The organism is Fibrella aestuarina BUZ 2 (assembly GCF_000331105.1).
In the GTDB taxonomy this organism is placed as follows: domain Bacteria; phylum Bacteroidota; class Bacteroidia; order Cytophagales; family Spirosomataceae; genus Fibrella; species Fibrella aestuarina.
This window is the reverse complement of the sequence record NC_020054.1, coordinates 856330-881827: the sequence shown is the minus strand read 5'-3', so window position 1 is coordinate 881827 and position 25498 is coordinate 856330. Positions and strand designations below refer to the sequence as shown.

Here is a 25498-nt window from a genome sequence, read left to right as displayed (position 1 = left end):
TAGTACATGTCTATCGCACCACCCCTACCCGCTGTTGATTTTGATCCGTTCGCCGGACCCGAGCTGATTGGGGTGGTCCCTATGACCGAATCGCAGGCCGAAATCTGGCTGGCCTGTCAGTTTGGTGGGGATGCTGCCAGTCGGGCCTACAATGAATCGGTATCGCTACGGTTTACGGGTAAGCTTGACGTTGATGCTTTTGAGCGAGCCTGGGCGATGCTGGTGCGTCGCCATGAAGCGCTTCGTTCCACCTTTAGTCCCGACGGGCAACACCTGTGCATTCTGGCCGACCTGGCTATTCCGCTTCAGGTTATCGATTACAGCGATCAGCCCGACAAAGCAGCCACGGCCGTTGCTGACCTGACCGAAGCCGACGCCAACTACCTCTTCGACCTGCAACACGGACCGCTGGCCAAAGCCACGCTCCTGATTTTGTCGGAGACGGCCCATCATTTTACGCTCACCGCTCACCACATCGTTTGCGATGGCTGGTCAACGGGGATTCTCCTGCAGGATCTGGGTCAGTACTACTCAGCCTACGTGCGGGGCCTGTCGTTGAGCTTGCCCCCCGCGCCACAGATCAGCCAGTTTGCGCTGGAGCAGCAGGCGTTTCTGAACAGCGACACTTACCGCGAAAGCGAAGCGTTCTGGCTGGATCAGTACAAGACGGGAGTCCCACCAATTGACCTGCCGACCGACGTACCCAGGCCCCGGCAACGTACCTACGCCAGTCACCGCTACGACGTGGCCTTGGACACCGCGCTGGTACAGCAACTGAAGCAGGTAGGCGTGAAAGCGGGCAGCAGTTTTGTGAGCACGCTCACGGCTACGTTTGAACTCTGGCTCAGCCGCCTCACCAAACAGCCCGACGTGGTGCTGGGCCTCCCCGCCGCCGGGCAACCCGTCGCCGACCGCTACTGGCTGGTTGGCCACTGCGTCAGCCTCCTTCCTCTACGCAGCACGCACCGGGGCGACGAAACGTACCTGACGTACCTGCGCCGCCGCCGCACCGAACTGCTCGACGTGTTTGAGCATCAGCGCATCACCTTCGGGCGGCTGCTGAAAAAGCTACCCATCCCCCGCGATCCGTCGCGCGTCGCCTTTGTGCCAGTCGTCTTCAACGTCGACATGGGCCTCGACGAAGGTGTGGCATTCGAGGGCCTGGCGCTACAACTGCTGAGTAACCCGCGGGCGTTCGAAAACTTCGAGCTATCGCTCAACGCAACGGGCTCCGAACAGACCCTGATTCTGGAATGGTCGCACAATGCCCAGCTCTTTTCGGCTCAAACCATCGCCGGGTTCCATTCGTCGTTTGTTGAGCTGCTGAAAGCCGTCGTCGCCAACCCCGATCAGCCATTGGCGACGGTTGGTATATCCCCCAGCGCGCCAAAGCCGCTGAACGGCCACGCCAAAGTCAGCCCGGCTGCGCCAACGGCTATTTCGGCTAAAGGCAGTGGCTACACCCGTGAAAAAGGCCTTACCACGCTGCTGGCCGATACGGCCATGCATTTCCCGGACAAAGTAGCCATTCGCTTCAAACAGGAATCGCTGACCTACGCCGACCTGGATAAGCAGGCCAATCAAGTAGGGCATGCGCTGCGCGCGCAGGGTATTCGGCCGGGCGACCGTGTTGGGCTGGCCATCGACCGATCGCTACCGCTGATCGTGGGCATGCTGGGCATTATGAAAGCCGGCGCGACATACATCCCCGTCGATCCGCAGCATCCAACCGACCGCATCAACTATATCCTGACCGACGCGGGTTGCGTAGCCCTGCTAACGTCGGCAGCGCATACCGGCCGGTTCGATCTGCCTGATGCACGCGAGTTGCTGGTCGAAACCCTCTGGCCAACGCTGAGTCAGTACCCACAAACCGCCCCCGATCAGCAGCCGACCGGCGCCGACATTGCCTATATCCTGTACACGTCGGGCACGACTGGCCGGCCCAAGGGCGCGCTGATCCGGCATCATAGCGTGGCCAATGTGCTGTTTAGCGTGGCCAACGAGCCGGGTCTGACGCATACGGACAAGACCATCGCGCTGGCAACCATTGCCTTCGACCTAGCGGTGGTTGAAATCTATACGCCGCTGCTCGTCGGGGCCGAACTACTACTCATCGACCCGGCCACGGCCCGGAATGGCGAGGCGCTGGCGCAGGTGCTCGGCGATCCGTCGATCACGTTTATTCAGACCACCCCGGCGACTTTCCGGGTGTTGCTCGAAGCAGGCTGGCGCGGCCACAAGGCCCTGCGCGTGATCTCCTGCGCCGAAGCGCTGCCGATGGATCTGGCACACACGCTGCTCGATCTGTGCGCCGAGCTCTGGAATTATTACGGCCCCACCGAAACGACCATCTACGCCACGGGCAAGCGCATCCGCAAAACCGATGAGCGGATCACCATCGGTTCGGCCATTGCCAACACCCGCATTTACGTCGTTGATGAAAACGGGCAACCGATCACCGACGGCCAGCCCGGCGAGCTCTGGATTGCGGGTGAGGGGGTATCCAATGGCTACCTGAATCAGCCTGAACTGACCGCCGAAAAATTTATTGACAATCCGTTCTCGGCCACGCCCGAGAAAATCTACCGCACGGGCGACCTCGGCCGTTACCTCGACGGCGGCAACACCGCCGATGCACCCACCACGGGCGATATCGTGTACATGGGCCGTATCGATCAGCAGGTAAAGATTCGCGGTTTCCGGATCGAACTGGGCGAGGTTGAGCACACGCTGGCCAAAAGCAATACCATCAAAGAAGCGGTGGTGATGGCCCGCGAAGACCGCCCCGGCGATCAGCGGCTGGTGGCCTACGTGGTCCCCGACCTGAGCCAGTTCGACAGCGCGGGTATGGACTGGCAGCAACGTTGGGATACCATCTACGAAGCGGGCGTTAAAAGCCAGACCGACCACACCACCGCCGAGCTCGATCTCGACGTGGTCATTGCCGAACAGCTCTCCAACCAGACCGATATCCGGCAGCAGGCCGACGAGTGGCTGGCCCAGTCGCTGAAACGGCTACGGACGCTGCATGCCAAACGGGTGCTGGAAGTGGGATCGGGCGCCGGGCAACTGTTGTTTGAACTCGCCACCGATACCGACCTTTATATTGCCACTGACTATGCCCAAACCGCCATCGACAACCTGAATCAGCGCGTTCAGGCCAACCCGATTGGCAAGGGGCAGGTGCGCGCGCAGGTGGCCATGGCCGACGACTATTCGATGGTCGCACCGGCATCGCTCGATCTGGTGCTCATCCACAGCGTGGCGCAATATTTCCCCGACGTCCGGTATCTGCTGAAGGTAATCGAAGGGGCGGTCAACGCCACGCAGGCGGGTGGCTGCGTCTTTGTGGGCGACATGCAGAGCCGCCGTTTGCAGGTGCAGCACCACACGTTCGATCAGTTGCAGCGCACTGCCGACAGCCAGCGCGTGGCCGATTTCCGCCGCATTGTGGAGCGGCGGGTGAAACTCGACGATGAACTAATGGCCGACCCCGCTTTCTTCTACCTGCTGCCAACGCTGTTCCCGACGATTGGGGCGGTGGACGTGCAGCTGCGCGAAGGCCATGCTCTGAACGAGACCACTAAATACCACTTCGACGTCTGGCTTTACGTTGGCAAAAGCGCCGATGAGGTGCCGCCTCAGCTCCTGGCCGACCAAACGCTAGACTGGGCGTCTATTGGTACCGTCGAGGCGCTGGAACAACAGCTGCACCAGCTGCCAGATCGAACCCTACGGCTGACCAACGTACCCAATGCCCGTACCGCTACCGACCATGCGCTTGTTGGCTGGCTGGATAACGCGGCCGATGACCAACCGCTGGGCGAGCTGAAAAACAGGCTGGGCAACGTACCTGCGGGCGTCGACCCCGATCTGTTCTGGCCACTGGCCGAGCGGTTGGGCTTCCGGGCGCACGTGCGCTGGGCTTCCGACGGGGCCGACAACCGGCTGGAGGTGGTCTTTATCCCGCAACATCGCGCCGATGCCCTGCCAACGCCACCAGCGGGTCTGCACCTGACCAACGCGGCCCCCCGCGACTTTGTTAACGAGCCGCACGCGCCACTGCCGACCATCTCGAAGGAGCAACTACGTACCTGGCGGCAGGAAGCCGCCCAGGCGCTGCCCGACTACATGGTCCCGACCGACTTTGTGGTGCTGCCCCGCTTTCCGATTACGCCAAACGGCAAAATCGACCGCAAAGCCCTGCCCGCGCCGGCCGACGTTCGTCCCGAGGCCGCGCCGGAATCGACCAACAACCAACCGACCACGCCCGAAGAAAAACTGCTGGCAGGCGTGTGGAGCAGCGTATTGGGCATTGAGACCATCGGCGTCGACGACAACTTTTTCGAGTTGGGTGGGCACTCCATGATTGCCGTGCAGGTGATGACCCGGCTCGAAAGACAAACCGGCAAGCGCCTGCCTTTGGCGTCGCTCTTCGAGTACCCGACCATCCGGGCCTTGGCCACGCTCATCCACGAAGACGCCCCCGAGGTCAGGTCGTGGAAATCGCTGGTGCCAATCCGGCCAGCGGGTAATCGCGAACCACTCTACATTGTACACGGCGCGGGCCTCAACGTGCTGCTGTTCAACGCCGTCGCCAACAACCTTCACCCCGACCAGCCCGTCTATGGCCTACAGGCGCGGGGCCTGAATGGCGTCGATGAGCCATTCCGCAGCATCACCGAGATGGCCGAGGCTTACGTATCGGAGATCGTGCAGCATAACCCCACGGGGCCTTACTCACTCAGCGGCTTTTCCTTCGGTGGAATCGTCGCCTACGAAATGGCCCGGCAGCTGCTGGTGCAGGGCCGCGAAGTGAGTCTGGTGGCCCTGTTCGATGCCTATGCCTACGACGCCGGCCGCAGCAACCCGTGGTGGCAGCGCAAAGCCAACGGCATCAGCGAGTTTATGGGCAAGGTCGGCCACACGCTCCGGCTCGTCAGGCAGCACGGCTTCCAGGGCATTTCCTACAAAATGCAGTCGATTGACCGTAAGCTGATTAAGCAATACTGGTGGCTCAAACCCAGCCGCCGGGCCGGGCACATCTTGCAACGAATGGCCATTCGGGCCTATTGGCAGCTCAAATTCGGGCAGGCGCAACAGCAGGAGGCTATTTTTGACACCACCTTCCGCATCGAAGCCATCAACGACGTGGCCCTTGAAAACTTCCAGCTCCTACCCGCCGACCTGGAGGTACACCTGTTCCGGGCCACCATCCAGACGTTCTTCATGGACGACTATGACTACTACGGCTGGCGCGATTTTGCCCGCAAAGGCGTCCACGTCTACGACGTACCCGGCGAACACAGCTACATTTTTGCGCCGCCAAACGATAAAGAGTTCGCCGCCAAACTACAGGCCGTGCTCGACAAACGGGGCAGATAGCCACGTACCTGAATGCATAAAGGGCGCTAGACCAGTTGGTCTAACGCCCTTTATGCGTTGAAAAAGACCTTATCGGTGAAATGCCGTGCCGATAAACTGAAGCGCATCGGGCAACCCGGTTCGCCAGTAGGTCCAGGTATGCGCGCCATCGCGAACCCGGTATTCGTGCGGAATCTTTCGGTCCGTCAGGGTGATGTGCAACCGGGCATTGGCAGTGCTCAGAAAATCGTCGTCGCCGCAGTCGATGTACCAGCGCACTTTTTTGAGGTCATTTTCGGGTGCCGAAGACGCCAGCGTGAGCGGGCTGTTGCGCTTCATGTGGGCCGTAATACGCTCGTCGCCCTTTACCGGGCCGCTAAACAGCTGGGCAAAAACCGTATTGTACTGCTCCTCGGGCATCGTTTTCATGGATTCTTCCGTGAACACCGCCGCGCTCAGCGCCGCACAGGAGCCGAACAGATCAGGGTGGTGCATCGCCAGTAACAGCGAGCCATGCCCCCCCATCGACAGCCCCGATACGGCCCGGAAATCGCGCTTGGCCCGGGTGCGGTAGCTGGAGTCGATGTGCGGGATGAATTCGGTCACGAACATGTCTTCGTAGCGCACCTTGTTCTGGAAATCGTTCATGTACCAAGTGACGCCCGCATCGGGCATGACCACGATCATGGGGGGCAGTGTGCCGTTTTTGATGCCTTCGTCGAGCAGCCGGTCGGCTTCGCCAAACTGAAGCCAGCCGGTTTCGTCGTCGGTGTAGCCATGCAACAGATACACCACCGGGTAGCGGCGGTTCGATACGTAATAGTCGGGGGGCAGGTAGATGGAGTAATGAACGGCGCGGTTGAGCAGCGAACTCGACATCGAAACCCGTTCGAGCAGGTGCGGCTGCGGAGCCATCACCACCGGCATTGGGCTAGTAGGTAGGTTGGGATTGGGTTGGCGGCGGCGATTCTGGGCGTGAGTGGCCGTTACAAAACCGAGCAAAACCAGCAAAATCAGGTGGCGCATAGATCGATATACCATGGATGATGACCGGAGTTTGTTATCTACACTAATAACGCTCGCCCGCACCCGATCCGCTGAAATCACCCCCACCAAATCGTAAATGCGGCTGATTTTGCGCGTTGGCGGTGGCCTGTACGCTCGCAATCGTGCCAATATGCTTTACCAGCGCGTGGGGGGGCTCATCATCAGGCTCATCGGTAAAGCCCTGGCGCGGCTGGCGTAAATACCGAATCAGCAACACGGCGACTCCAATCAGCAGCGTCCCGTCGATAGCCAGCACCACCGACCGGGGCCAGCTGATGTAATAATGCTGGAAAGTAGCCACCGCTGCCGCCACGCCCAACGTACCCAGAATCAGCAGCATGCGGTTCCGCTGCCGGATACCGATCGTCAGGTACGTGGCGGGCAGGCCGAGGGTAAACAGCCAGAACAAACCGGGTAGCGCAATCTGCGGCGACACGGGTGCGCGACGGTCGAGCAACAGGGCGTTGAGTTCGCGCACGACAAAGTAGTTACCCGCCGCCAACAACACCCCCAGCGATAGCCAGCGCACCACGCCCAACGCTTCGGCATAATAAGCACGCCGGGGCTCCTTCCGAACCAGCGCAAACAACAGCCCGGATATGCCCATCAGCGCAAATGGCATCGCCGATTGGCCCCAGCTAAAATCGAGCAGCCGGTCGAAAATGAGGCCGTAAAACAAGCCCAATGCCAGGTAGCTCAGCATGACGTCGCCTGAGTACCAGATTAGCGCCAATAGTACCGGCAGGGATAATAATGCACACATCCAGAACGGCGGGTACTGCCCACCGTAGCCGCTCGCCACAAGTTCGATCAGCCCCCAGCTACCAATGCCCGCCGCCGCTACCAAGAGGGCATTGTCGGTGCCGTTGCGACAAATCTGATTCTTCTGAACGAAGTAGCGGGCAAACCACACGATCGCCACGGCATACCCGATCGACAAGGTCGCGAAGACCACCGACCCACTCACCGAAAAGGCCTCAAACTGAATCATAAACAGGCCGTAGAGGCTCAACACCGCCAGGATGGCAAACAAAAAGGCCCCGATTTCGAGCCAGGGGTTGGTTTGCCGGAAGCGCTTCGGAAAGGCCTGTTGGATGGCGGCAATCTGCTCGGGCGTAACCAGTTGCTGCGCCTTCCAGCGATCGACCTGCCGCAGAATTTCGCGCTCGTCAATATGATCCGGATCGTAAAGCATAGGTAGGGTTCAGGTACGTTAGTTCAACTCTTTTACCGTGGCCTGATAGCGTATGATCAGGTAATAAACCGCCGCCACGCCCGTCAGCACGACATACAGCAGGTAGGCGTCAGCCGCCCAGCCCAGGCCATCGGTCACGTCGAAAAACAGGTAGGTCAGGCCAATGTAGCCATACACCATCGCCATGAGCGTGTACAGGAACGACCGCCGTTGACGGGCCAGCCACTCGTAGCCTCCACACACCGCAAACAGGGTCAGTGCGTACAGCCAGCGTCGCCCGCCGAAATTAAAGATGCCCGCCAGCAGCGCCAGCAACACCAGATTACCGGCAAACGTCAGGATCGTATCGGTAAAATGCGGTTTGATCCGCCGCCGTTCGAACACCATCGCCACCGCAATCAGCAACGTACCCAGCCCAATCGCCGTCAGCACCGTACCTTCGTCGAAAAAGTTGGTGCGCAGCCGCAGTTCGAGCGGGCGCACGGTGAGGCCCACCCACGACGCCAGTGCCGTGAGGCCCATACCCAGCACGCCCCGGTGGTCGAAGCGGTAAGCCAGCCCCAGAAACAGCACGGCGGGCAGAAACGTGGCCAGCCCATAGCGGGTGCCAAACACGTTGAACCGGTACTGCGCGTAGCCTTCCAGCGACAGAAACAGCAAACACGCCAGCAACAGCGCATAGTCGCCAAATGTCGATCGGCTCGGTGCCGGATCGGGAGAGAGCGGCGGGCGGTTGCGCCAGGCAAACACAAAACTGACCACACACAGCGCCGTGATGCCCCCAATAATAGCCACGTCACCGATTTCGTCGTAATGTTCGTAGATCAGCAGCCCCAGCCCCGCCGTCAGCAGCAGGATTCCCACATACAGCAGTGCCCGCAGTTCGTAGTTGACCGACAGGGGCCGTTGCCGCTCAAATCGGGCTAGCTCGTCGGCCTGTTCAGGCGGTAGTAATTGCCGCGCTTTCAGGGTTTCCAGCACATCAATTGGGGACATATTGGGGCGGGTTTTTGTTGTTTACTATGGGAACGCCGCTGACGAAGCCGAAACAGATTGACGCCAATTTTAATGGATCGTACAACATTGTTTCGACCAAAAACCAGCGTTAGTCCACCCGAATCGGCGTCATTCGCGTTCCAGTCATCCTATGCAAAAAGTCATCCTGCAGCCGCGTTATTACTGGCATAATTTCCGATACGTGCTCGATTTCGTGCGGCGGCTCTACGGCGGACTGCTCAACGAGGCCGAACACGATTTCCTCGACCGCTTCGATGCGCTCAGCGTCGACGCGCAATGCCTGTATGTACGATGCAGCAATCGCAAAGGTGTCTTCTTTCGGGTCAATAAATTCAATTATCGCGAAATAAACGAGCTACCGGTTACGCTCGACGAACTCATCCGGGCGGGATTTCTGGAACGGCTATCGGCCCGCCACGAAGGCATGGGCAGCGAGGCGCTCGACGTGTTTACCAAGGCCGACCTGCTGGCGCTGCTGCCCCTCGAAGCGGAGGAAATTCGGGCGCTCAACAAGCTGAAAAAGGAGGGCGTGGTGCGCTATGCCCTCAACGAACTCGATTTTGGCGAAGTCGTCACCAGCCTCACCACCCGCGAGTCCGTCGTGAAGGTGGCGTTCGAAGCCGAGGTGATGATGCTCAAGTTTCTGTTCTTCGGCAACCGCGGTTCCGACATGACCGAGTTTGTCATGCGCGACATGGGCATGATGAACTTCGAGCAGTATGACGACAGCAAGATGACAGCCCGGTTCCGCAACCGGAAAGAGGTTGAAGACAAGCTGCTTATCTCGCTGACCAACGAAGCGTTTTACGACCTGAAAAACGCCGAAACGCCCGCCACCGACATTTACAATTGGTTTCTGAACTGGAACGAAACCCGCCCCGACCTGGCCGACATCGCTCTGCCGGGTTACCAGAAGCTCGTTTGCCGCGTCGGGAGCTTTCTGGAACGCCAGAAACTCCCCGACGAAGCCCTGAGCGTCTACGAACTGACCGACCGCTCGCCCGCCCGCGAACGCCGCGCCCGGCTGCTGTTCCGCAACGGCATGGCCGACGAAGCGCTGGCGCTGCTGGACGAAATCGCCGTGACGCCGCAAAACGCCGAAGAACGCTTCTTCGCGCAGGATTTCCGGGAGAAGATATTGGGCACGGCCGAAAAGAAACGTACCCGAAAAGCCACCACGCGCTTTTTGTCGGAAGCCGAGAGCGTCGATATTCCGGCGGCTTACCGGCACCATGTCGAAGCGGGCGTGATGAACTACTACCTGGAGCAGGGTTACGACGCGGCCTTTACCGAAAACTACCCCTGGCGCGGGCTCTTCGGGCTCGTTTTCTGGGACATTATCTACGACGCCAACGTGTCGGCCATTCATCACCCGTTGCAACGCGCCCCATCAGACTTTTACCTGCCCGATTTCTACCTCCGCCGCGAAGAGTTGATGAAAAAGCGGCTAACCGAACTGACAAGCCGGGAGGCCTGGCGGCGGCACGTGGGACGTACTTATAACGGCAAATACGGCATCACCAACGTGCTCGTCGACTGGAACGACGAACTGCTGAGTCTCGTCAACCAACTCATCGACCTGATCGATCTGGAACAACTCGGCCTGATCTTGCTGGAAATGGCCCGCAACGTGCGCGAACACACCCGCGGCTTCCCCGACCTGCTCATCTGGAACGAAGCGGGCGAATACAGCTTCGTGGAGGTCAAGTCGCCCACCGACCACCTGGGCTCACAACAACTCCACTGGCTGCAATTTTTCGAGACCATCGGCGTGCACGGCAAAGTCGTGCGGGTGATCTGGGCGCTGTAATGGTGTTTTACCGAAAAAGCATACATTTGTTCACCATGAGTAAACTCACGCGATAAGGTGTATGTTCAACATTATAGCTCGCCGTACGCTACTCGACTATTGTCAGTCTTATCCACAAGCGGCCAATGCACTTCGACAATGGTATACCGAGCTACAGGGACAGTCCTTTGCCAACTTCAATGAACTAAAAGCCTTATACGGGAATGCCAGCGTCGTAGCCGACGATCGGGTCGTTTTCAATATCATGGGTAACAAATATCGGCTGGTTGTCCGGATGGTATTCGACTACAAAACCATTCAGATCAAATGGTTTGGCACCCACGCCGAGTATGATAAAGTTGATGTAAAAACGGTGCAGTACGTGAAGCCATGACACTAAAGACACTCAAAACCGAGCAGGAATACGACGAACTGATGGCGTGGATTGATCAGCAGTTCGACAACAAAGTACGTCCCGATAGCCCCGAAGGTGAAGCCCTGCAGGTGTCTTTGCTGCTGGTAAAAGCGTATGAAGACGAACACTACCCCATCTTACCTCCTGACCCAATCGATGCCATACGCCTCAAGATGGCGGAAAAAGGCATTCGGAACCAGGACTTTGTTGGTAAGCTGGGCAGCAAAAGTTACGTATCCGCCGTACTGAATCGTCGCAAACCGATGACACTGCACATGGCCAGGTTCTTTCACAAAGAGTTAGGCATCCCTGCGGCCACCCTGTTAATGTAACAGGCCTTACTTCTTCATGCCCAGCCGCAGAAAAATTGGGAACCGGACTTCGCGGGTGCCTTGTGTACCCCAGGCGCGGCGGAAATCGCCGTCGAACTGATCGATGATGTCGTAGCCGTTGCGTTTCCGGAAGGCCTGCACCGCCGACCAGGTACGTAGGTAGTTCATGTACCACTCCACCAGCCACTCGCGCCGGGCGACAAACCGAGCCTCTTTCACGTTCTTGAACGGGAACGGCAAGTCGCGGTACTCGGTCTCGATGTGGCGGCGCAGCGGGTCCCAGTACGGGCCCAGCACGTTGGTATATAGGTAGCGTAGCAGCGCGTCGACGGCGGGCGTGACTTCGTTCAGACCGTAACCCCATTCGGCAATCACACCATTGGGTTTCAGCACCCGGTCGGCCTGTTCGTGAAACGCGGGTACGTCGAACCAGTGCAGCGCCTGCCCTACCGTGATCAGGTCGAAGGTTTCGTCGAGAAAAGGGGCCTGTTCCGCCGTCGCTTCCTGGTAATGGATGTTGTGGCGGTGCGTCGCATTCTGCAACTGCTGTAGGCTCAGATCGGTCGCCTCGACCTGCTCGAAATAGTTCGACAACGCCACCGCCGCCTGCCCGTTGCCCGTAGCACAGTCCCAGGCCGTTTGCCGACCAGGTACGTTGGCCATCAAGAAATCATACAGCTCGCCGGGATAGTCGATGCGGTAGCGAGCGTAGATCGAGGCGTGTTCGGAGAAATAGTCGGGCGAGGCCATAAGCAGACGGGGCGGGATGAAACCGGTGTACGAAGCTATAACGAAACCGGTTTCATCCTATCCCTGAAAAAGACGGCTTATCGATCAGCGGCGCGCCACCACCGCCTGCCCTGCCGGTTTTCCTTTCGCATCGATCCACTCGACCGATTTGGTTCCGGCGGGCACCCACAGCGTCCGGCTGCTTTGCGACAGGAACGAGCTTCCGAAAGGCAGTTCAATACGTTGTTTTTTGCCGTCGGCCAACGTCAGCACCGCCGCCACCTGATTGGGTTTCGCGCGCAGCAACTGCCCCGACGTACCTGACCGGAAAGCGCACATTGGTCCGCGGTTTTGCGTAGCCACCAGCAGCCGGTTGCCACGGGCATCGGGCAGGGACACGAGGCCTTTGGCGTTGCCCGGCACGCAGAAACCACTTTCGGCCAATGATCGGGGCACAAAACCGCCTTTGCCATCGCCGCGCAGGTACAGGCCGTTAAGCGCATCGTAGCGCCCCACCAACACCTCGCCGCTATAGTCGTTGCCAACGGCTAGTATATCGAGGTTGCCGTCCTGGTCAACATCCTCGGCGATCATCCCAAATAAAGGCGCCAGTTGAGCCTGCATCGGTAGCGGATGCAGCTCAAACTGCGGCGACCCATCCGCACCGTTCCCTTTGTTTTCGATGTACATCGACCGGAACTCGTTGGCTTCGAGTACCATCGCCTGCTGTCGTTCTTCGGGCTTGAGCAGTTTGTCGATACTAGCCTGGGTGAAATCCTGGTATTTCTGGAAACGCCCCCGCAGCACAATCATCTGCTTAATCAGGTCGTCGCGACCATGAAAGGTAAACTCACGGGGTTCCCCTTTTTCGTCGGGAATGTATATTGTCGGAATAGCGTCGTAAAAGCCGTTGTTGTCGAAATCACCGGCGTAGATGCGAACCGGGTAGCGGTCGCTGGCGCGCATCCGGGCGTTCAGGCCCAGATTGCCGGCCACGTAGTCGATGTCGCCGTCGTTGTCAAAATCGCCCGGCGTCAGGGAGCTCCACCAGCCTTTGGCTTTGCCCAGTTTGGCGTCGACGGGTTTTAGTTGCCCTTTGTCGTTCTGTAACAGCGTCAAGGGCATCCACTCACCGGCCAGCAACAGATCGGGGTCTCCGTCGTTGTCGGGGTCGGTCCAGATGGCATCGCAGATAAGGCCGATGTCCGTCAGCGTGGGCGCGATTTTAGCCGTTACGTCGGTGAACTTCGGCTGACCGGGGCGGCTGTCGTTGCGCAACACCAGACTCGACGTGGGCTTGGGGTACTGATCGGGTACTACCCGACCACCCACAAACAGATCGAGGTCACCATCCCCATCGATATCGGCCGCTTTCACGCACGATTTGCTGGTCATGTTGACCGGCAACGTACCTGACGGAGCCAGCGCAAAGGCACCTTTCCCGTCGTTCAGATAAAGTCGGTCCTGGAACGTCGGCGTGTTGGCCTGCCCTTCCACGCCGCCACTGGCAATGTACAGATCGAGGTCGCCATCACCGTCGGCATCGAACAGTAACGTACCCATGTCTTCTTCGGGCTTCTGCGATGGCTGTAGCACGGGCGACGCAAAAGATTGGGTATCCACGAACGCGCCCGATTTGCTTTGCACCATAAAGCGCCCCTGCTGCCCACGCGCCCCACCAATGAACAGATCATCGAGCCCATCGCCGTTGATGTCGCCCACGCTCACGGCCGGGCCAAACTGCGAGAGCTTATGCGGCAGCAGTTTTTGCGTGTTGTAATCGATGTATTCGGGTTCGGTATGGAACAGCGCCAGCCCAAGCGAGTCGGATACGTCATGCATCAGTGGTTTTGGCAACGTACCTGCCGGTGTAGGGGCTTCGTTGGCGTCCTGCTGCCGGAGCGTCAGCACCTGATTGGGTTTCACGTTGCGGAGCGTCTGTTGCCGGGCGGGTTGGCCATCGTGCGCGGGCCAGACCACGCGCAGTTCGCGGATCACCGACACGTTGCCCAGCCCGAAATGCCCCACCGGCTCCACTGTCGAGAGGTAACCGCGGTAAGGGCTGTGCTCGTATACCTGTTGCTGCGGCTTTTTGCCGTCGGTGGTTTCGTACAAAATCGTGACGAACGCACCCAATCCCATCCGGTTCCGGGCGGGCCCTTCAAACTTTAGCCGTAGGTAACTGGCTGCTTCGGGTTTGCTCTCGACCAGGTTATTGCGGTACACAAACGCCGAGTCGTTGATGTTATTGACCACGTAATCGAGGTCGCCGTCATTGTCGAGGTCGCCATAGGCCGCCCCGTTCGAGAATGAAGGCGTTTTCAGGCCCCATTGCTCGGTGACGTCTTCAAACGTGGGTACGTTGCTGGCGTCGTCGCTGCCCCGGTTGCGGAAGGCGTAGTTCGGAATTTTCACCACCGGAATCTGATCGAGCATAAACCGCTTGGTAGCGACCGACGAACTCTGCGCCCGAAACGACACGAAATCGCGGTCGGTCACGTCTTTCGGAAAGCCGTTGGTTACCAGCAGATCGCGTTTGCCATCATGGTCGAAATCGACCAGCAGCGGCGACCAACTCCAATCCGTTTCGGCTACGTCGGCCAGCAAACTCACTTCGCTGAAGAGCGGCGCGCCCGCCTCCACACGCTGGAAGGGGCTGGGTGTGGTAATGCCCAGTTGTGGCGTATCGCTGCTCAGGCCCATCGTGCCGGGGCGCGGCCCCTGATTCAGCTGAAGCGTATTCCGAACGAACTGATAATGAAACCCATACTGCTCGTTGTTCAGGTACGTCTGGTAGTTGTTGGGGCCCACCAGCATCTTCTTGCGGTAATTGTCGCGCGGTAGCATATCCACCGCCACAACGTCCATCAGCCCGTCGTTGTTGACGTCGGCCACGTCGTTGCCCATCGCCGAGCTGCTCGTGTGTTTGAAGTACTGCGCCGCTTCGTCGCGGAAACCCGTGTGTTTGCCCCCCGCATGCTGATTGATCCATAACAGGTCATCGGAGAGGTAATCGTTGGTCACGTAGACGTCGCGCCAGCCGTCGCGGTTGAGGTCGGTGATGTTCAGCCCCAGCCCGTAGCCTTCCATCAGAATGCCCTCCGGCTTCGACACGTTGGTAAATACCGGGTGGCCCCGTTTGGGGTCGAAATCATTGCGATACAGGCGGTCGGTGGTTTTCGATGAACCGTCTTTGACCTTATCATGGTAAGCGCCGGGGCTGCCCGCCTCGATCGTATTGGTGAGCACATAGAGGTCCAGGTCGCCGTCGTTGTCGTAATCGAAAAAGGCGGCGTTGGTTGTGTGGCCGTCGTCGGCGATGCCGTAGTCGGCGGCCATATCCCGGAAGGTAGGCACGTCATTCTTCAGGCCCTGATTCACGTAGAGCAGGTTCCGGCGTTTCACCGAATCCTTGCTGACGGTCGCCCCAACGTACAGGTCCATCAGCCCGTCGTTGTTGATGTCGACCATCGCTACACCCGAACACCATTTGCCGCCGCCCCCGACGCCCGCTTCGCTGGTGATGTCGCGGAACTTCAGGTCGTGCGAGCCGGGTTCGGTCTGGTTCAGAAAGAGCCGGTTGGGCACCTGATTCCCGCTAAAAAATACGTCGGTTCGGCCATCGTTGTTGAAGTCGCCCAGGGCCACGCCGCCGCCATTGTAGATGTATTCGAAGTCGATGATGTTCATCGAATCGTTATCGACAATGCGGTTGGCGAAGGTGATGCCGGTTTCGTCGGCGGGCAGGAGCGAAAACAGCGGTTTCTGCCCAAACTGGCAAGCCTGCAACAATGCAATCAGACTAAGCGAAAGAACGAGGCGAAGAGGAAAGGTCATAACGGTACTTTACCGATGAGTTATCCGGTAAAATTAGGAAGATACAAGGATCAAACAGCATTTACAACCTTGACTACTGATGTTTCACAATTGGGAGAAATGAATCAACTTTGACCGTCCCTGCTGACTCACCTCAGCGCCCGGATTCGTTTAACTTTTGCGTGATGACTTCATTTTACACCTACGGGCTGGTCTTTGTGGGCGGCGGGCTGGGAAGCATGCTGCGCTACCTGCTCGGGCGGCAGTTACCGGCTAGCCTGGGCGGAACCGCCTTTCCGTTGTCCATTCTGGTCGTCAACATCCTGGCGTCGGCCCTGCTGGGTGCCGTGATGGGTTGGGTAGCCACCCGCCCCGACCGTGAGCCCTGGCGCCTGCTGATTGGCGTGGGCGTCTGCGGCGGCCTCAGCACGTTTTCCAGTTTTAGTCAGGACAACCTCATGCTGCTGCAACAGAACCGCTATGGCGCGGCCTTCCTGAATATCGGCCTCAACGTGATGGGCTGTTTGCTCGCCTCAGCGGCCGGCTGGGGCCTGATGGCTTCTTCCGCTCGCTAACCCACGTTCACCCCGCTCCAACCAACGGCCACTCTATACTGACCTATGATTTTCGCGTCTAAACCACGTCGGCAAAGCCACCACCGCGCATTGTATCCTGTGCTTTGTGCCGTTCTTTTGTGTATGCGTTCGATTAACCCCGCTGCGGCCCAAACGGCGTCGCAGGACATCGCCCGTCGGCTGTTCGAGACCCACGACACCTTCAAAGACACCACGTTTACCCACCGCCGGTTCAAGCACAAAGACATGGTGCCGGTGTTGCAGTCGCTCGGTAGCCCGCTGTCGGTCAGCCAAATCGGTGCATCCACAGAGGGGCGGAGCATCCATCAGGTGCAGGCCGGAACGGGCCCAATTCCCGTACTGCTCTGGTCGCAGATGCACGGCGATGAAGCCACGGCAACGATGGCACTGTTCGATATTTTTCGGTTTTTGCAGGCTTCGGGCGACGAATTCGATGCCTTCCGGCAGAATATCCTGGCCAAAACGACGCTCTATTTTGTGCCGATGCTCAACCCCGACGGAGCCGAACGCTGGCAGCGCCGCACCTCGATGGACATCGACATGAACCGCGATGCCCTCCGGCTGCAATCGCCCGAATCGGTGTTGCTGAAAGGGTTACAGCAGAGTTTGAAACCACTGGTGGGTTTTAATCTGCACGACCAGAATCCGCGCTATAGCGTGGGCAACACCAACCGGCAGGCGGTGGTGTCGTTTCTGGCTACGGCCTACGATCAGGCCCGCAATGTCAACGACGTGCGCCGCCGGTCGATGCAATTGATCGTGGGCATGAATCGCGTGTTGCAGCAGTTTATCCCCGGTCAGGTGGCGCGCTACGACGACGAGTTCGAGCCGCGTGCTTTTGGCGATAATATCCAGAAATGGGGCACCACGCTTATTCTGATCGAAAGCGGCGGGCAAGTAGGCGACCCCGAAAAAATGAGCATCCGCCGACTCAATTTCGTGGCGATCCTGACAGCGCTGGATGCTATCGCCAACGAGTCGTACGGGCAGGAAAAAACGCAGGAGTATCAGGCCATTCCCGAAAACGGTCGGCAGTTGTTCGATCTGCTTATCCGCAATGCGACGGTGATGCGCAATGGGCGACCCTACAAGATGGATCTGGGCATCAACCGCTATGAAGTCAGCACGGATTCGGCGCGGACATTTAGCTACCGCAGTACCATCGAAGACCTCGGCGACCTCTCAACCTTCTACGGCCTGACCGAACTCGACGCCACCGGCCTGACGCTCATGCCCGCCCGCCTCCACCCCGACACGCTCGACTCACTCTCAGGCCTGCGCCGCCTCGACCTATCCAAACTGCGCGAAGACGGTGTCGTGGCCTTCCGGGTTCGCTCAGCCAAGAAAAATACCTTTCCGAAAGCCCCCGTGCACGTTCTCTGGGAAGGAAAACTACCCGGCCGGCCACCCGGCTTAGGCCAACCCGCCACGTTCCTGCTCAAACAGGGGCAACGTACCCAGCACATAGTGGTCAATGGCTTCCTCGACGACAGTGGCAACGGACTGGTGGACTGACAACTTACTTACTACTTAGAAACCCTTTTAAGCACCTAATAAAATATAGTTGAACGATTCTACCAGTAAAGAATACTATACCAATAGCTGTTTTGTAATCAATGTGTATACTTGCAGAATTAATCACCTGTTAATTCTACACATTTACTGTATGCGTTCTTCTTTTTTACCAATCCGTTCACTGCTTCTCAGTACACTTGTTATCGCGGCTATTACCATCGGCTGTAAAGGCTCAGACCCGGCTGCTGCTGCCGACCTATCGGGCAACTACAAAGTCACTGCCTACACGGCTTCGGCCAACAACCAGACTATCGACTACATACAGCTCTTTGCGGGCCTGGGTAGTAAATGTTTTCAGGATCTGATCATTTCCTTAAAAGCTGACGGGAATGCGACGAGTAACAGTCCTGCTTCCTGTAACTCAGGGGGAGCACCGGTTGACGACTTTAATGGTGCAAAATGGTCGGTGAATGGCTCAACGCTAACATTCAAAGAAGCAGGCCAGCCTGATAACAATTGGACCTTTACCCAATCAGGCTCCAAGCTGATGCTGAATCAGACAGCTACTGTGAATGGTGTATCAGCTACCTACAAAATGGAATTGACCAAGCAATAAGCGACTGGTCAGTAAGCAAAAAGAAAGGCCCCTCACCACATCGGTGAGGGGCCTTTTAACTAATTCAGATTCTTGGTCAGGTAATCGACGTATTGCTGATAGAGCAGCACGTAGGTCGTGGGGCTGTAGGCGACGCCGTGGGCGCCGGGCGGATAAATGCGCAGATCGGCGTCTTTGCCCGCGTCTTCGAGGGCGTTCATCAACTGGAAGGTGTTGCGTACGTGTACGTTCTCGTCCATGGTTGAGTGGGCAATGAACATCTTACCCGCCAGGTTCTTGGCGTAGGGCGACACCGCGCTTTTGGCATACGCCGCATCGTTGTCGGGTAACAGGCCCATGTAGCGTTCAGTATAGATGCTGTCGTACAAGCGCCAGTCGGTGACGGGAGCACCCACGAGGGCTACCTTGAACACGCCGGGGTGCGTCAGCATGGTGTAGCTGCTCATGTAGCCGCCGTAGCTGTGACCGCGAATGGCCATCCGGTTGCCGTCGATGTAGGGAAGTGACGCCATGTAGCGGGCCGTTTCGGCAAAATCGAGGCTTTCGTATTGGCCCAGCTTCTCATACACCATCTTCTCGAAGGTGCTGCCGTAGCCGCCGCTGCCCCGGTTGTTGGTGCTCACGACCACGTACCCCTGCTGCGCCAGGTATTGCTGCCAGGCCTGCCCGTGCCACTCGTTGTAGACCGACTGCGCACCGGGACCACCGTAGATGTCGAGTACCATCGGGTACTTTTTAGCGGGGTCGAAATCAGCCGGCTTCAGAATCGAAATGTCGATTTTCTGTCCATCCTGCGTCGTAAAGGAAGCCAGCTCTTTGGGCGCGTACACGTTTTTGCTTACGAAATCACGTACCCGGGCGTTGTCTTCCAGCGTCTTGATGAGCTTGCCCGACACGTCGCGCAGCTCGACCTGCGTGGGCGTCTGCACGTTGGAGTAGCGGTCGATGAAGAACTGCCCATTGCGCGACATGTTGATCGCATGCCGGCCAGCCGCCGTGGTGAGTCGCCGCTTATTTTTACCTGTCACGTCGATCACATAGAGTTGCCGCTCCATCGGCGAGGCTTCGGTGCTCGTGTAATAGACCTTGCCCGCTTTCGGGTCAATGTGCTGAATCGTCGACACCTCGAACGTACCTGACGTGACTTGGTTCAGCAGTTTGCCGGTGTAATCGTAGCGGTACAGGTGTGCCCAGCCATCGCGCTCCGACACCCAGTAGTATTCCTTCACGTTTTCGGGGAAGTAAAACAGGTGATCGACACCCGCGAAGAAATCGAACACATCGACCCAGGTCTTCGACGTCTCATTCATGATCGGCTTGGCCGCGCCGGTGCGTGTGTCGGCCATGTAGAGCGTCAACTCATTCTGCTTGCGGTTCAGGTGTACCACCGCCAGTTGCCCTTCCTGCGACGTCCAATAGATGCGCGGGATGTAGCCTTGCTGGCCTTCTACCTGCATAAAGGCGATTTTGCCGTTACTGATCTCGACCGCCCCAATTCGAACGCTGGGATTGCGGTCGCCCACGCGGGGGTACGGCAGCGAGTCGTACGTTTCGCGGAAGCCCCGGTAATCGGTCAGGCGGTAAATGGGCACGGCGCGCTCGTCGGACTGCCAGAAGGCGATAAACTTGCTATCCGGCGACCACTGCCAGGCCTGCGCCAGCCCAAATTCTTCTTCGTAGGCCCAGCCAAACCGGCCGTTGTAAAACGCCGGTTTGGCATCACCCGTCAGTTGCGTTTCTTTCTGGGTGGCGAAATCAAAGACAAACAGGTTGCCGCCCCGTTCGTAGCCTACGCGCTTGCCGTCGGGCGAAAGCTCCGCCGTTTGGGCATCTTTCGCGACCAGCTTCAGCACTTTGTCGGCGAGGCTGTACACGTAATAGTCGGAAATACCCGACCGGCGGTAGACGGGCCGGAAATTGGTCTGAAAAAACAGGTTCTTCGAGTCTTTCGACCACTGGAACGACTCATAGGCAAAGGCTTTGTCGGTGCCGGGAAACTTCAGTTGCGCCGCGTCGAACACGGTTTCTTCCTGCTGCGTGGCCGGATTCAGCGTTTTGATCGTGCCCGCCCGGTCGAGATACGAGAAGCGCGTGCCGCCGTCGATCCAGTTAATCGAGCGTGGCCCGGTGGAGCCGGTGAGCTGGCTACCCGAGCGGATCGCCTGTTGCAGATCGGCGTAGCGGGTTTTGGCAGTTTGGGCCAACCCCGTAATCGTAACAAAGAGGAGCAGTACCGCTCCGCTAATGCGTGTGTTGATGGTCATTTAGTCGATTTAACCGGTGCGCCGGTTCGGTTCAAAAGCCAAAGTTCATTCTTCTTCTGATAATATGCCAAGCATCCATGAACTTTGGACTTTAAACGCTGAACCCTTAGTTTTCAACATGAAAATCAACAAACTGCTCGTAGCCAATCGGGGCGAAATTGCCCTGCGCGTGATGCGTACCGCCCGCGAAATGGGTATCAAAACCGTGGCTATTTATTCGGAAGCCGACCGCAACGCTCTGCACGTGCGCTATGCCGATGAAGCCGTTTGCGTGGGGCCGGCACCTTCGTCGCAATCCTACCTGCGCGGCGATGCCATCATCGACATCTGCCAGCAGTTGGGCGTCGACGCCATTCACCCCGGCTACGGTTTTTTGTCGGAAAATGCGCAGTTTGCCAGGGCGGTGCGTGAAGCCGGGCTCATCTTCGTGGGGCCGTCGCCCGAGAGTATCGAGGTGATGGGCAGCAAGCTCGCCGCCAAAGCCGCCGTCGCCGACTACGACATCCCGATGGTGCCCGGTACACCTAGCGCCATCACCGACCGGACCGAAGCCAAAGTTATTTCGGCCAGAATCGGGTATCCCATCCTGATCAAAGCCTCGGCGGGCGGTGGTGGCAAGGGGATGCGGATCGTGGAAAAGGAAGCCGATTTCGACGAGCAGATGGACCGCGCCGTGAGCGAAGCCATTTCGTCGTTTGGCGATGGGTCGGTATTCATCGAGAAATACGTGACCTCGCCACGACACGTCGAGATTCAGGTGTTGGGCGATCAACACGGCAACATCATTCACCTGTTCGAGCGCGAATGCTCGGTACAGCGGCGGCACCAGAAAGTGGTGGAAGAAGCCCCGTCAGCCATCCTGACGCCCGAGATCCGCGAGGCGATGGGTAAGGCGGCGGTAGGCGTGGCGCGAGCCTGCGGCTACTACGGTGCAGGCACGGTCGAGTTCATCGTCGACGACCAGTTGAATTTCTATTTCCTCGAAATGAACACCCGCCTTCAGGTCGAGCACCCCGTTACCGAACTCATTACGGGCGTCGACCTGGTTGAGCAGATGATCTACGTAGCCGAGGGAAAGGCCCTGACCATCAAGCAGGAAGACTTGCACATCAAAGGGCACGCGATGGAGATCCGGGTGTATGCCGAAGACCCCGCCAACAACTTCCTGCCCGACGTGGGTACGTTAGATACCTACGTGCGCCCGCAGGGCAACGGCGTTCGGGTCGATGATGGGTTCGAGCAGGGTATGGCTATTCCCATTTATTACGACCCGATGATCGCGAAGCTCATTACGTACGGCGACGACCGCGAAGCCGCCATCCAGAAGATGATCCGGGCTATCGACGAGTACCAGATTTCGGGCGTACAGACCACGTTGGGCTTCTGCCGGTTCGTGATGAACCACGAGGCTTTCCGGTCGGGGCAGTTCGACACGCATTTCGTCAACCGCTACTTCACCGCATCGGCGGACCGCCCCGACGTGCTGACCAGTACCACCATCAGCCCCGCCGAAACCGAATTGGCTGCTGTGCTGGCAACGTACCTGCTCGACAGCCAGAAGACAAAACCCGCCGCGACAACAGCTACCGGGCCCGCCCGCCCCGCCAGTCAGTGGCGCACGAAGCGGTTGCACTAACGAAAAAGGCCCTGCCAGTACTGGCAGGGCCTTTTTCGTTAGGAACTTGGTCGTTTAACGCACCGATACGATTTCGATATCGAAGGCAAGCGGTGTGTAACCCGGAATGCTTGAGTAACCCGTAGTGCCGTAGCCTACTGACGATGGAAAAACAATCGTCGCTTTTTCACCAACTTTCAACGCACGAATACCCGACTCAAATCCCCGGATAACCGACGTCGACCCCAGGGCAACATCAAACAGCTGTTTGCCTACGTTCGAGTCGAACACGGTGCCGTAACGGAGCAGCTTACCCGTATACCGAACGCTCACCGTTTGCCCATTGATCAGTTCTGACCCGGTCGTAACCGACTGCGTTTTGCAGATCCGAACCCCATCCTGTGTCTGCGTAGTCAGCGTCAGCTTGTTGCGAGCGATGTAGTCGGCGATTTGCTCATCTTCCGTCCGCAGTTTGCGCAGCGTCGTATAAAAACGAATGGGCGTGTTGGCGGGCAACCCTTTGTACTCGGTATTCTGGAACGCCGAATACGATGGAATCAGGTAAATGGCCGACTCGCCCTCCCGCGTTTTCGACAACCCGATGTCAATACCCGGAGGCAGACTCCCGATGTTAAACCGGAAATAGGCCAGCGAATCTTTCTTTGTACTGTCGGCCCGGTACTTGCCATCGAGCGAGGTAATCAGGTACGTTACTTCGGCTTCATCGCCCGAGGCGGGCAGGCGCCCCGCGGTGTTGGGCGTCGTGATCGCATAACGTACCCCGGCTCCCGCATACAGGTAGTTCTGCGGCTGCGTTTTCGCGAAGGCGGCAATCGCCGTCGTGTCCTTTGCAAAGGTGTCGGCAGTCGTGTCTACGTAGTTGTCTTTACACGAGAGGAAGGCTGTAGCGGATAAAACGGCGGCTACAAGCGCCATACTGGCTTTACGCATAAGGAACGATTGTTGGTTGATGGCCGGTTGGATCAGCCATTAACATTTTTTATAAGTACCCCACTTTTTAAAGGAACGTTGGAAGCTGGGTTAAAAATTTACGGATTCCCCATTTTTCAACGCTCTAAATCGCGCAGCATCAATCTGTTGGGCAGCCAGTGCTTTTTTCATATCCGTCACGGGCTCGCTGGCCCCGTCGTCGGCCAGCGGGAAGGTACCGAAGTGAATCGCCACGCTTTGTTCCGAACGGACATCCTGGTGTACCCGCACGGCGTCGGGAGGGCCAATGTGCACCGGTGCCATAAACCAGTTGGGTTTGTAGGCACCAATCGGGATGAGCGCCAGCCGCAACGGACCAAACTGCGCCCCAATCGCTTTGAAGTGCGGCCCGTAGCCCGAATCGCCCGCAAAATACACATTCCCAACGGCTTTGCTGGCGATAACGTACCCCGCCCAGAGCGTGGCGTTGCGGTCAAACATGCCCCGCCCCGAGAAGTGCTGCGCCGGTACGCAGTGCAGCGTCGTGGTCGGGTTGATGGGTACCGACTGCTGCCAGTCCATCTCGGTCACGTTGCCGACACCTTCCTGCTCCAGAAACGCCTTCACCCCCAGTGGGCAAATAATGCGCGGCTTGTCGCGAGCGGCCAGCTTCTTCACGGTACCAATCTCCAGGTGATCCCAGTGGTTATGGCTCAGCAGCAGCAGGTCAATGTGAGGCAGGTCGTCGAACCGGATACCGGGCGGACAATTGCGAGCCGGGCCGATGAACGAGAATGGGCTGACGCGGTTCTCGTAAATGGGGTCAGTGAGCACGTTCAGCCCGTCGAACTGCAACAGCATGGTCGAGTGGTTCACGTAGGTTACCCGTATCGGGCTGCGGCTGGCCGAGTCGCCGGGTGGCGTGGCATTGGCATCAACACGGGCCGGTGGCGCAGCACCGGGGGCATCGTCGTGAAAAGCGGGCCAGGGCTCCGTGATCTCGTGATTCAACTGCCACTTCAGCACGCCAGCCAGCCCTTCGGGCTGCTTGGCACCGGGCGTAAAAAACGTTTTGCCGTTGAAATGACCGGATACCGGGCCCGTGTAGCGTGGGGCCGAAATCCAGTAGCCAATCAGCAGCGCGATCAGCACAACCAGAATAAGAAGAGCCAATAGGCCCAGCAGAATTTTTGAGAGCATAACCAGCGGAACGAAGCGCCGCTGCAAAGGTATCGGTTCGGCCGAAAGATGGCCCATCCGCCGCGAAGTTGCCGGCGTACACAATAGGCCTGATTTTTGTAGCGGTGCGGTTATCGCCTCAACCCATTATTTGTGTCAATGCCTACCCCCTTCCGAACCAGCCTGCTCCTCGTGGCCACGGCCCTGACCTTCGTGGCCAGCCTGACCAGTTTGATGGCACAGTCGCGGAAGCAGGGGCAATCGCGAAAAGGTCGCTACACGTTCCAGGAGCGCGTTTCGAGCCGCTTCAGCACCCCCTCACAGGGCCCGGCCGTTACCCTGGCCACATCGGCTACGCAGCCCGTAGCACCCGTCACGGCGGTGTCGATCATGCAGCGGCAAACCTATCTGGATGGACAGCAACCTGCCCTTCGGCAGCGCAACCGGGTTGAACTGAGTTTCCACCTGCTGCCGACCCTGACCTGGAACAGCGTAGTCGGCTCAGGTACGTCGGCCCGCTTCGAGAGCCCCGGCGCCTCCCTGCAATACAGCGTAGGCCCCAGCGTGGATATCTACGTCAGGCAAAATCGCTATGCCCTCAGCACCGGGCTCTGGTATACGGCCAAAAACGTGGGCTTTGTCCACCCGGCAAGCGATGGCGGCGGCCTCTCAACTTATAATCTGCAATACATCCAGCTTCCGGTCACGATGAAGCTGATTAGCGATAACCTTATAAAAACCGGCCGTACCTACGTGCAATATGGCGTAATCGTCGACGTGAAAGTGGCCGAGCGGGCGCTTGATAAGGCCCGTAATGTCTTTTACCAGCGCAACAGCAGCCGCAACCAGTTTACACCCACTGATTTTGGGTTATTGATCGCGGTGGGCTACGAACGGCAGATCAGCCCCACTAATTCGCTTATCGTCAGCCTGCAGTACCAGCGCAGTGTCATCAATACCACTACCCTGCCCGAGCTTTCGTCGAAAAACAACCTGCTCGCGCTTGGGGCCGGATTAAGCTTTTAGGCTTGGCATTGGTCGTTTGCTTCCCGTCATTTGTCGTTCAACGGATATAA

At 58.3% G+C, this 25498-nt stretch carries 17 protein-coding genes; 9 read left to right on the top strand and 8 right to left on the bottom strand.

The window, feature by feature from the left end; translation table 11 throughout:
- Window positions 1-6: 6 nt before the first annotated feature.
- A complete protein-coding gene (locus FAES_RS03485; RefSeq protein WP_015329811.1) occupies window positions 7-5388 on the top strand; it encodes a non-ribosomal peptide synthetase in 5382 nt (1793 codons plus the stop codon).
- Window positions 5389-5457: 69 nt separating this feature from the next.
- Here the strand turns inward: FAES_RS03485 and FAES_RS03480 are convergent, their stop codons facing one another.
- The 3 genes from FAES_RS03480 to FAES_RS03470 are packed head-to-tail and all read right to left on the bottom strand — an operon-like array spanning window position 5458 to window position 8605.
- Window positions 5458-6408: an alpha/beta hydrolase gene (locus FAES_RS03480; RefSeq protein ID WP_041257491.1), complete on the bottom strand. Its 951-nt coding sequence runs from the start codon at window positions 6406-6408 to the stop codon at window positions 5458-5460.
- Between the two features lie 28 nt (window positions 6409-6436).
- Window positions 6437-7609 (bottom strand): hypothetical protein, encoded by a 1173-nt coding sequence (locus FAES_RS03475; RefSeq protein WP_015329809.1) that lies wholly within the window; start codon window positions 7607-7609, stop codon window positions 6437-6439.
- An 18-nt stretch (window positions 7610-7627) separates the two neighbouring features.
- Window positions 7628-8605, bottom strand: coding sequence for a DUF2157 domain-containing protein (locus FAES_RS03470; RefSeq protein WP_015329808.1), 978 nt, complete (start codon window positions 8603-8605; stop codon window positions 7628-7630).
- 151 nt (window positions 8606-8756) lie between these two features.
- Here FAES_RS03470 and FAES_RS03465 point away from each other — a divergent pair, with 151 nt between their 5' ends.
- The 3 genes from FAES_RS03465 (at window position 8757) to FAES_RS03455 (ending at window position 11162) form a co-directional block, all read left to right on the top strand.
- A complete protein-coding gene (locus tag FAES_RS03465; RefSeq protein WP_015329806.1) occupies window positions 8757-10436 on the top strand; it encodes a VRR-NUC domain-containing protein in 1680 nt (559 codons plus the stop codon).
- A gap of 61 nt (window positions 10437-10497) precedes the next feature.
- A complete protein-coding gene (locus FAES_RS03460; RefSeq protein WP_015329805.1) occupies window positions 10498-10809 on the top strand; it encodes a type II toxin-antitoxin system HigB family toxin in 312 nt (103 codons plus the stop codon).
- Complete coding sequence (locus FAES_RS03455; protein ID WP_015329804.1) at window positions 10806-11162, top strand: helix-turn-helix domain-containing protein; 357 nt, start codon at window positions 10806-10808, stop codon at window positions 11160-11162. The genes FAES_RS03460 and FAES_RS03455 overlap by 4 nt, the downstream gene beginning before the upstream one ends.
- Before the next feature lie 6 nt (window positions 11163-11168).
- On the opposite strand, the gene FAES_RS03450 is transcribed toward FAES_RS03455, so the two are convergent.
- Both FAES_RS03450 and FAES_RS03445 read right to left on the bottom strand, forming a co-directional pair.
- Window positions 11169-11912: a class I SAM-dependent methyltransferase gene (locus tag FAES_RS03450; protein WP_015329803.1), complete on the bottom strand. Its 744-nt coding sequence runs from the start codon at window positions 11910-11912 to the stop codon at window positions 11169-11171.
- A gap of 84 nt (window positions 11913-11996) precedes the next feature.
- Complete coding sequence (locus FAES_RS03445; RefSeq protein WP_015329802.1) at window positions 11997-15728, bottom strand: CRTAC1 family protein; 3732 nt, start codon at window positions 15726-15728, stop codon at window positions 11997-11999.
- A gap of 164 nt (window positions 15729-15892) precedes the next feature.
- Here FAES_RS03445 and crcB point away from each other — a divergent pair, with 164 nt between their 5' ends.
- The 3 genes from crcB (at window position 15893) to FAES_RS03430 (ending at window position 18434) form a co-directional block, all read left to right on the top strand.
- Window positions 15893-16282, top strand: a complete 390-nt coding sequence (gene crcB, locus FAES_RS03440; RefSeq protein WP_015329801.1) for a fluoride efflux transporter CrcB — start codon at window positions 15893-15895, stop codon at window positions 16280-16282.
- A 123-nt stretch (window positions 16283-16405) separates the two neighbouring features.
- On the top strand, window positions 16406-17818 hold the full coding sequence (locus FAES_RS03435; protein ID WP_041257488.1) for a M14 family zinc carboxypeptidase: 1413 nt from the start codon (window positions 16406-16408) through the stop codon (window positions 17816-17818).
- 151 nt (window positions 17819-17969) lie between these two features.
- A complete protein-coding gene (locus FAES_RS03430) occupies window positions 17970-18434 on the top strand; it encodes a lipocalin-like domain-containing protein (protein WP_041257486.1) in 465 nt (154 codons plus the stop codon).
- 59 nt (window positions 18435-18493) lie between these two features.
- Here FAES_RS03430 and FAES_RS03425 read toward each other — a convergent pair whose 3' ends face one another.
- Window positions 18494-20698, bottom strand: coding sequence for a S9 family peptidase (locus FAES_RS03425; protein WP_015329799.1), 2205 nt, complete (start codon window positions 20696-20698; stop codon window positions 18494-18496).
- Window positions 20699-20816: 118 nt separating this feature from the next.
- Here FAES_RS03425 and accC point away from each other — a divergent pair, with 118 nt between their 5' ends.
- Entirely contained in the window at window positions 20817-22334 is a 1518-nt protein-coding gene (gene accC / locus FAES_RS03420; protein WP_041257484.1) for an acetyl-CoA carboxylase biotin carboxylase subunit, read from the top strand.
- Window positions 22335-22388: 54 nt separating this feature from the next.
- Here accC and FAES_RS28835 read toward each other — a convergent pair whose 3' ends face one another.
- Both FAES_RS28835 and FAES_RS03410 read right to left on the bottom strand, forming a co-directional pair.
- Entirely contained in the window at window positions 22389-23264 is an 876-nt protein-coding gene (locus FAES_RS28835; RefSeq protein WP_015329797.1) for an FKBP-type peptidyl-prolyl cis-trans isomerase, read from the bottom strand.
- 90 nt (window positions 23265-23354) lie between these two features.
- Window positions 23355-24443, bottom strand: coding sequence for an MBL fold metallo-hydrolase (locus tag FAES_RS03410; RefSeq protein ID WP_041258543.1), 1089 nt, complete (start codon window positions 24441-24443; stop codon window positions 23355-23357).
- A gap of 138 nt (window positions 24444-24581) precedes the next feature.
- Here FAES_RS03410 and FAES_RS03405 point away from each other — a divergent pair, with 138 nt between their 5' ends.
- Window positions 24582-25448 carry a porin family protein gene (locus FAES_RS03405; protein ID WP_015329795.1) on the top strand — a complete coding sequence of 289 codons (867 nt, stop codon included), beginning with the start codon at window positions 24582-24584 and terminating at the stop codon, window positions 25446-25448.
- Window positions 25449-25498: the final 50 nt, after the last annotated feature.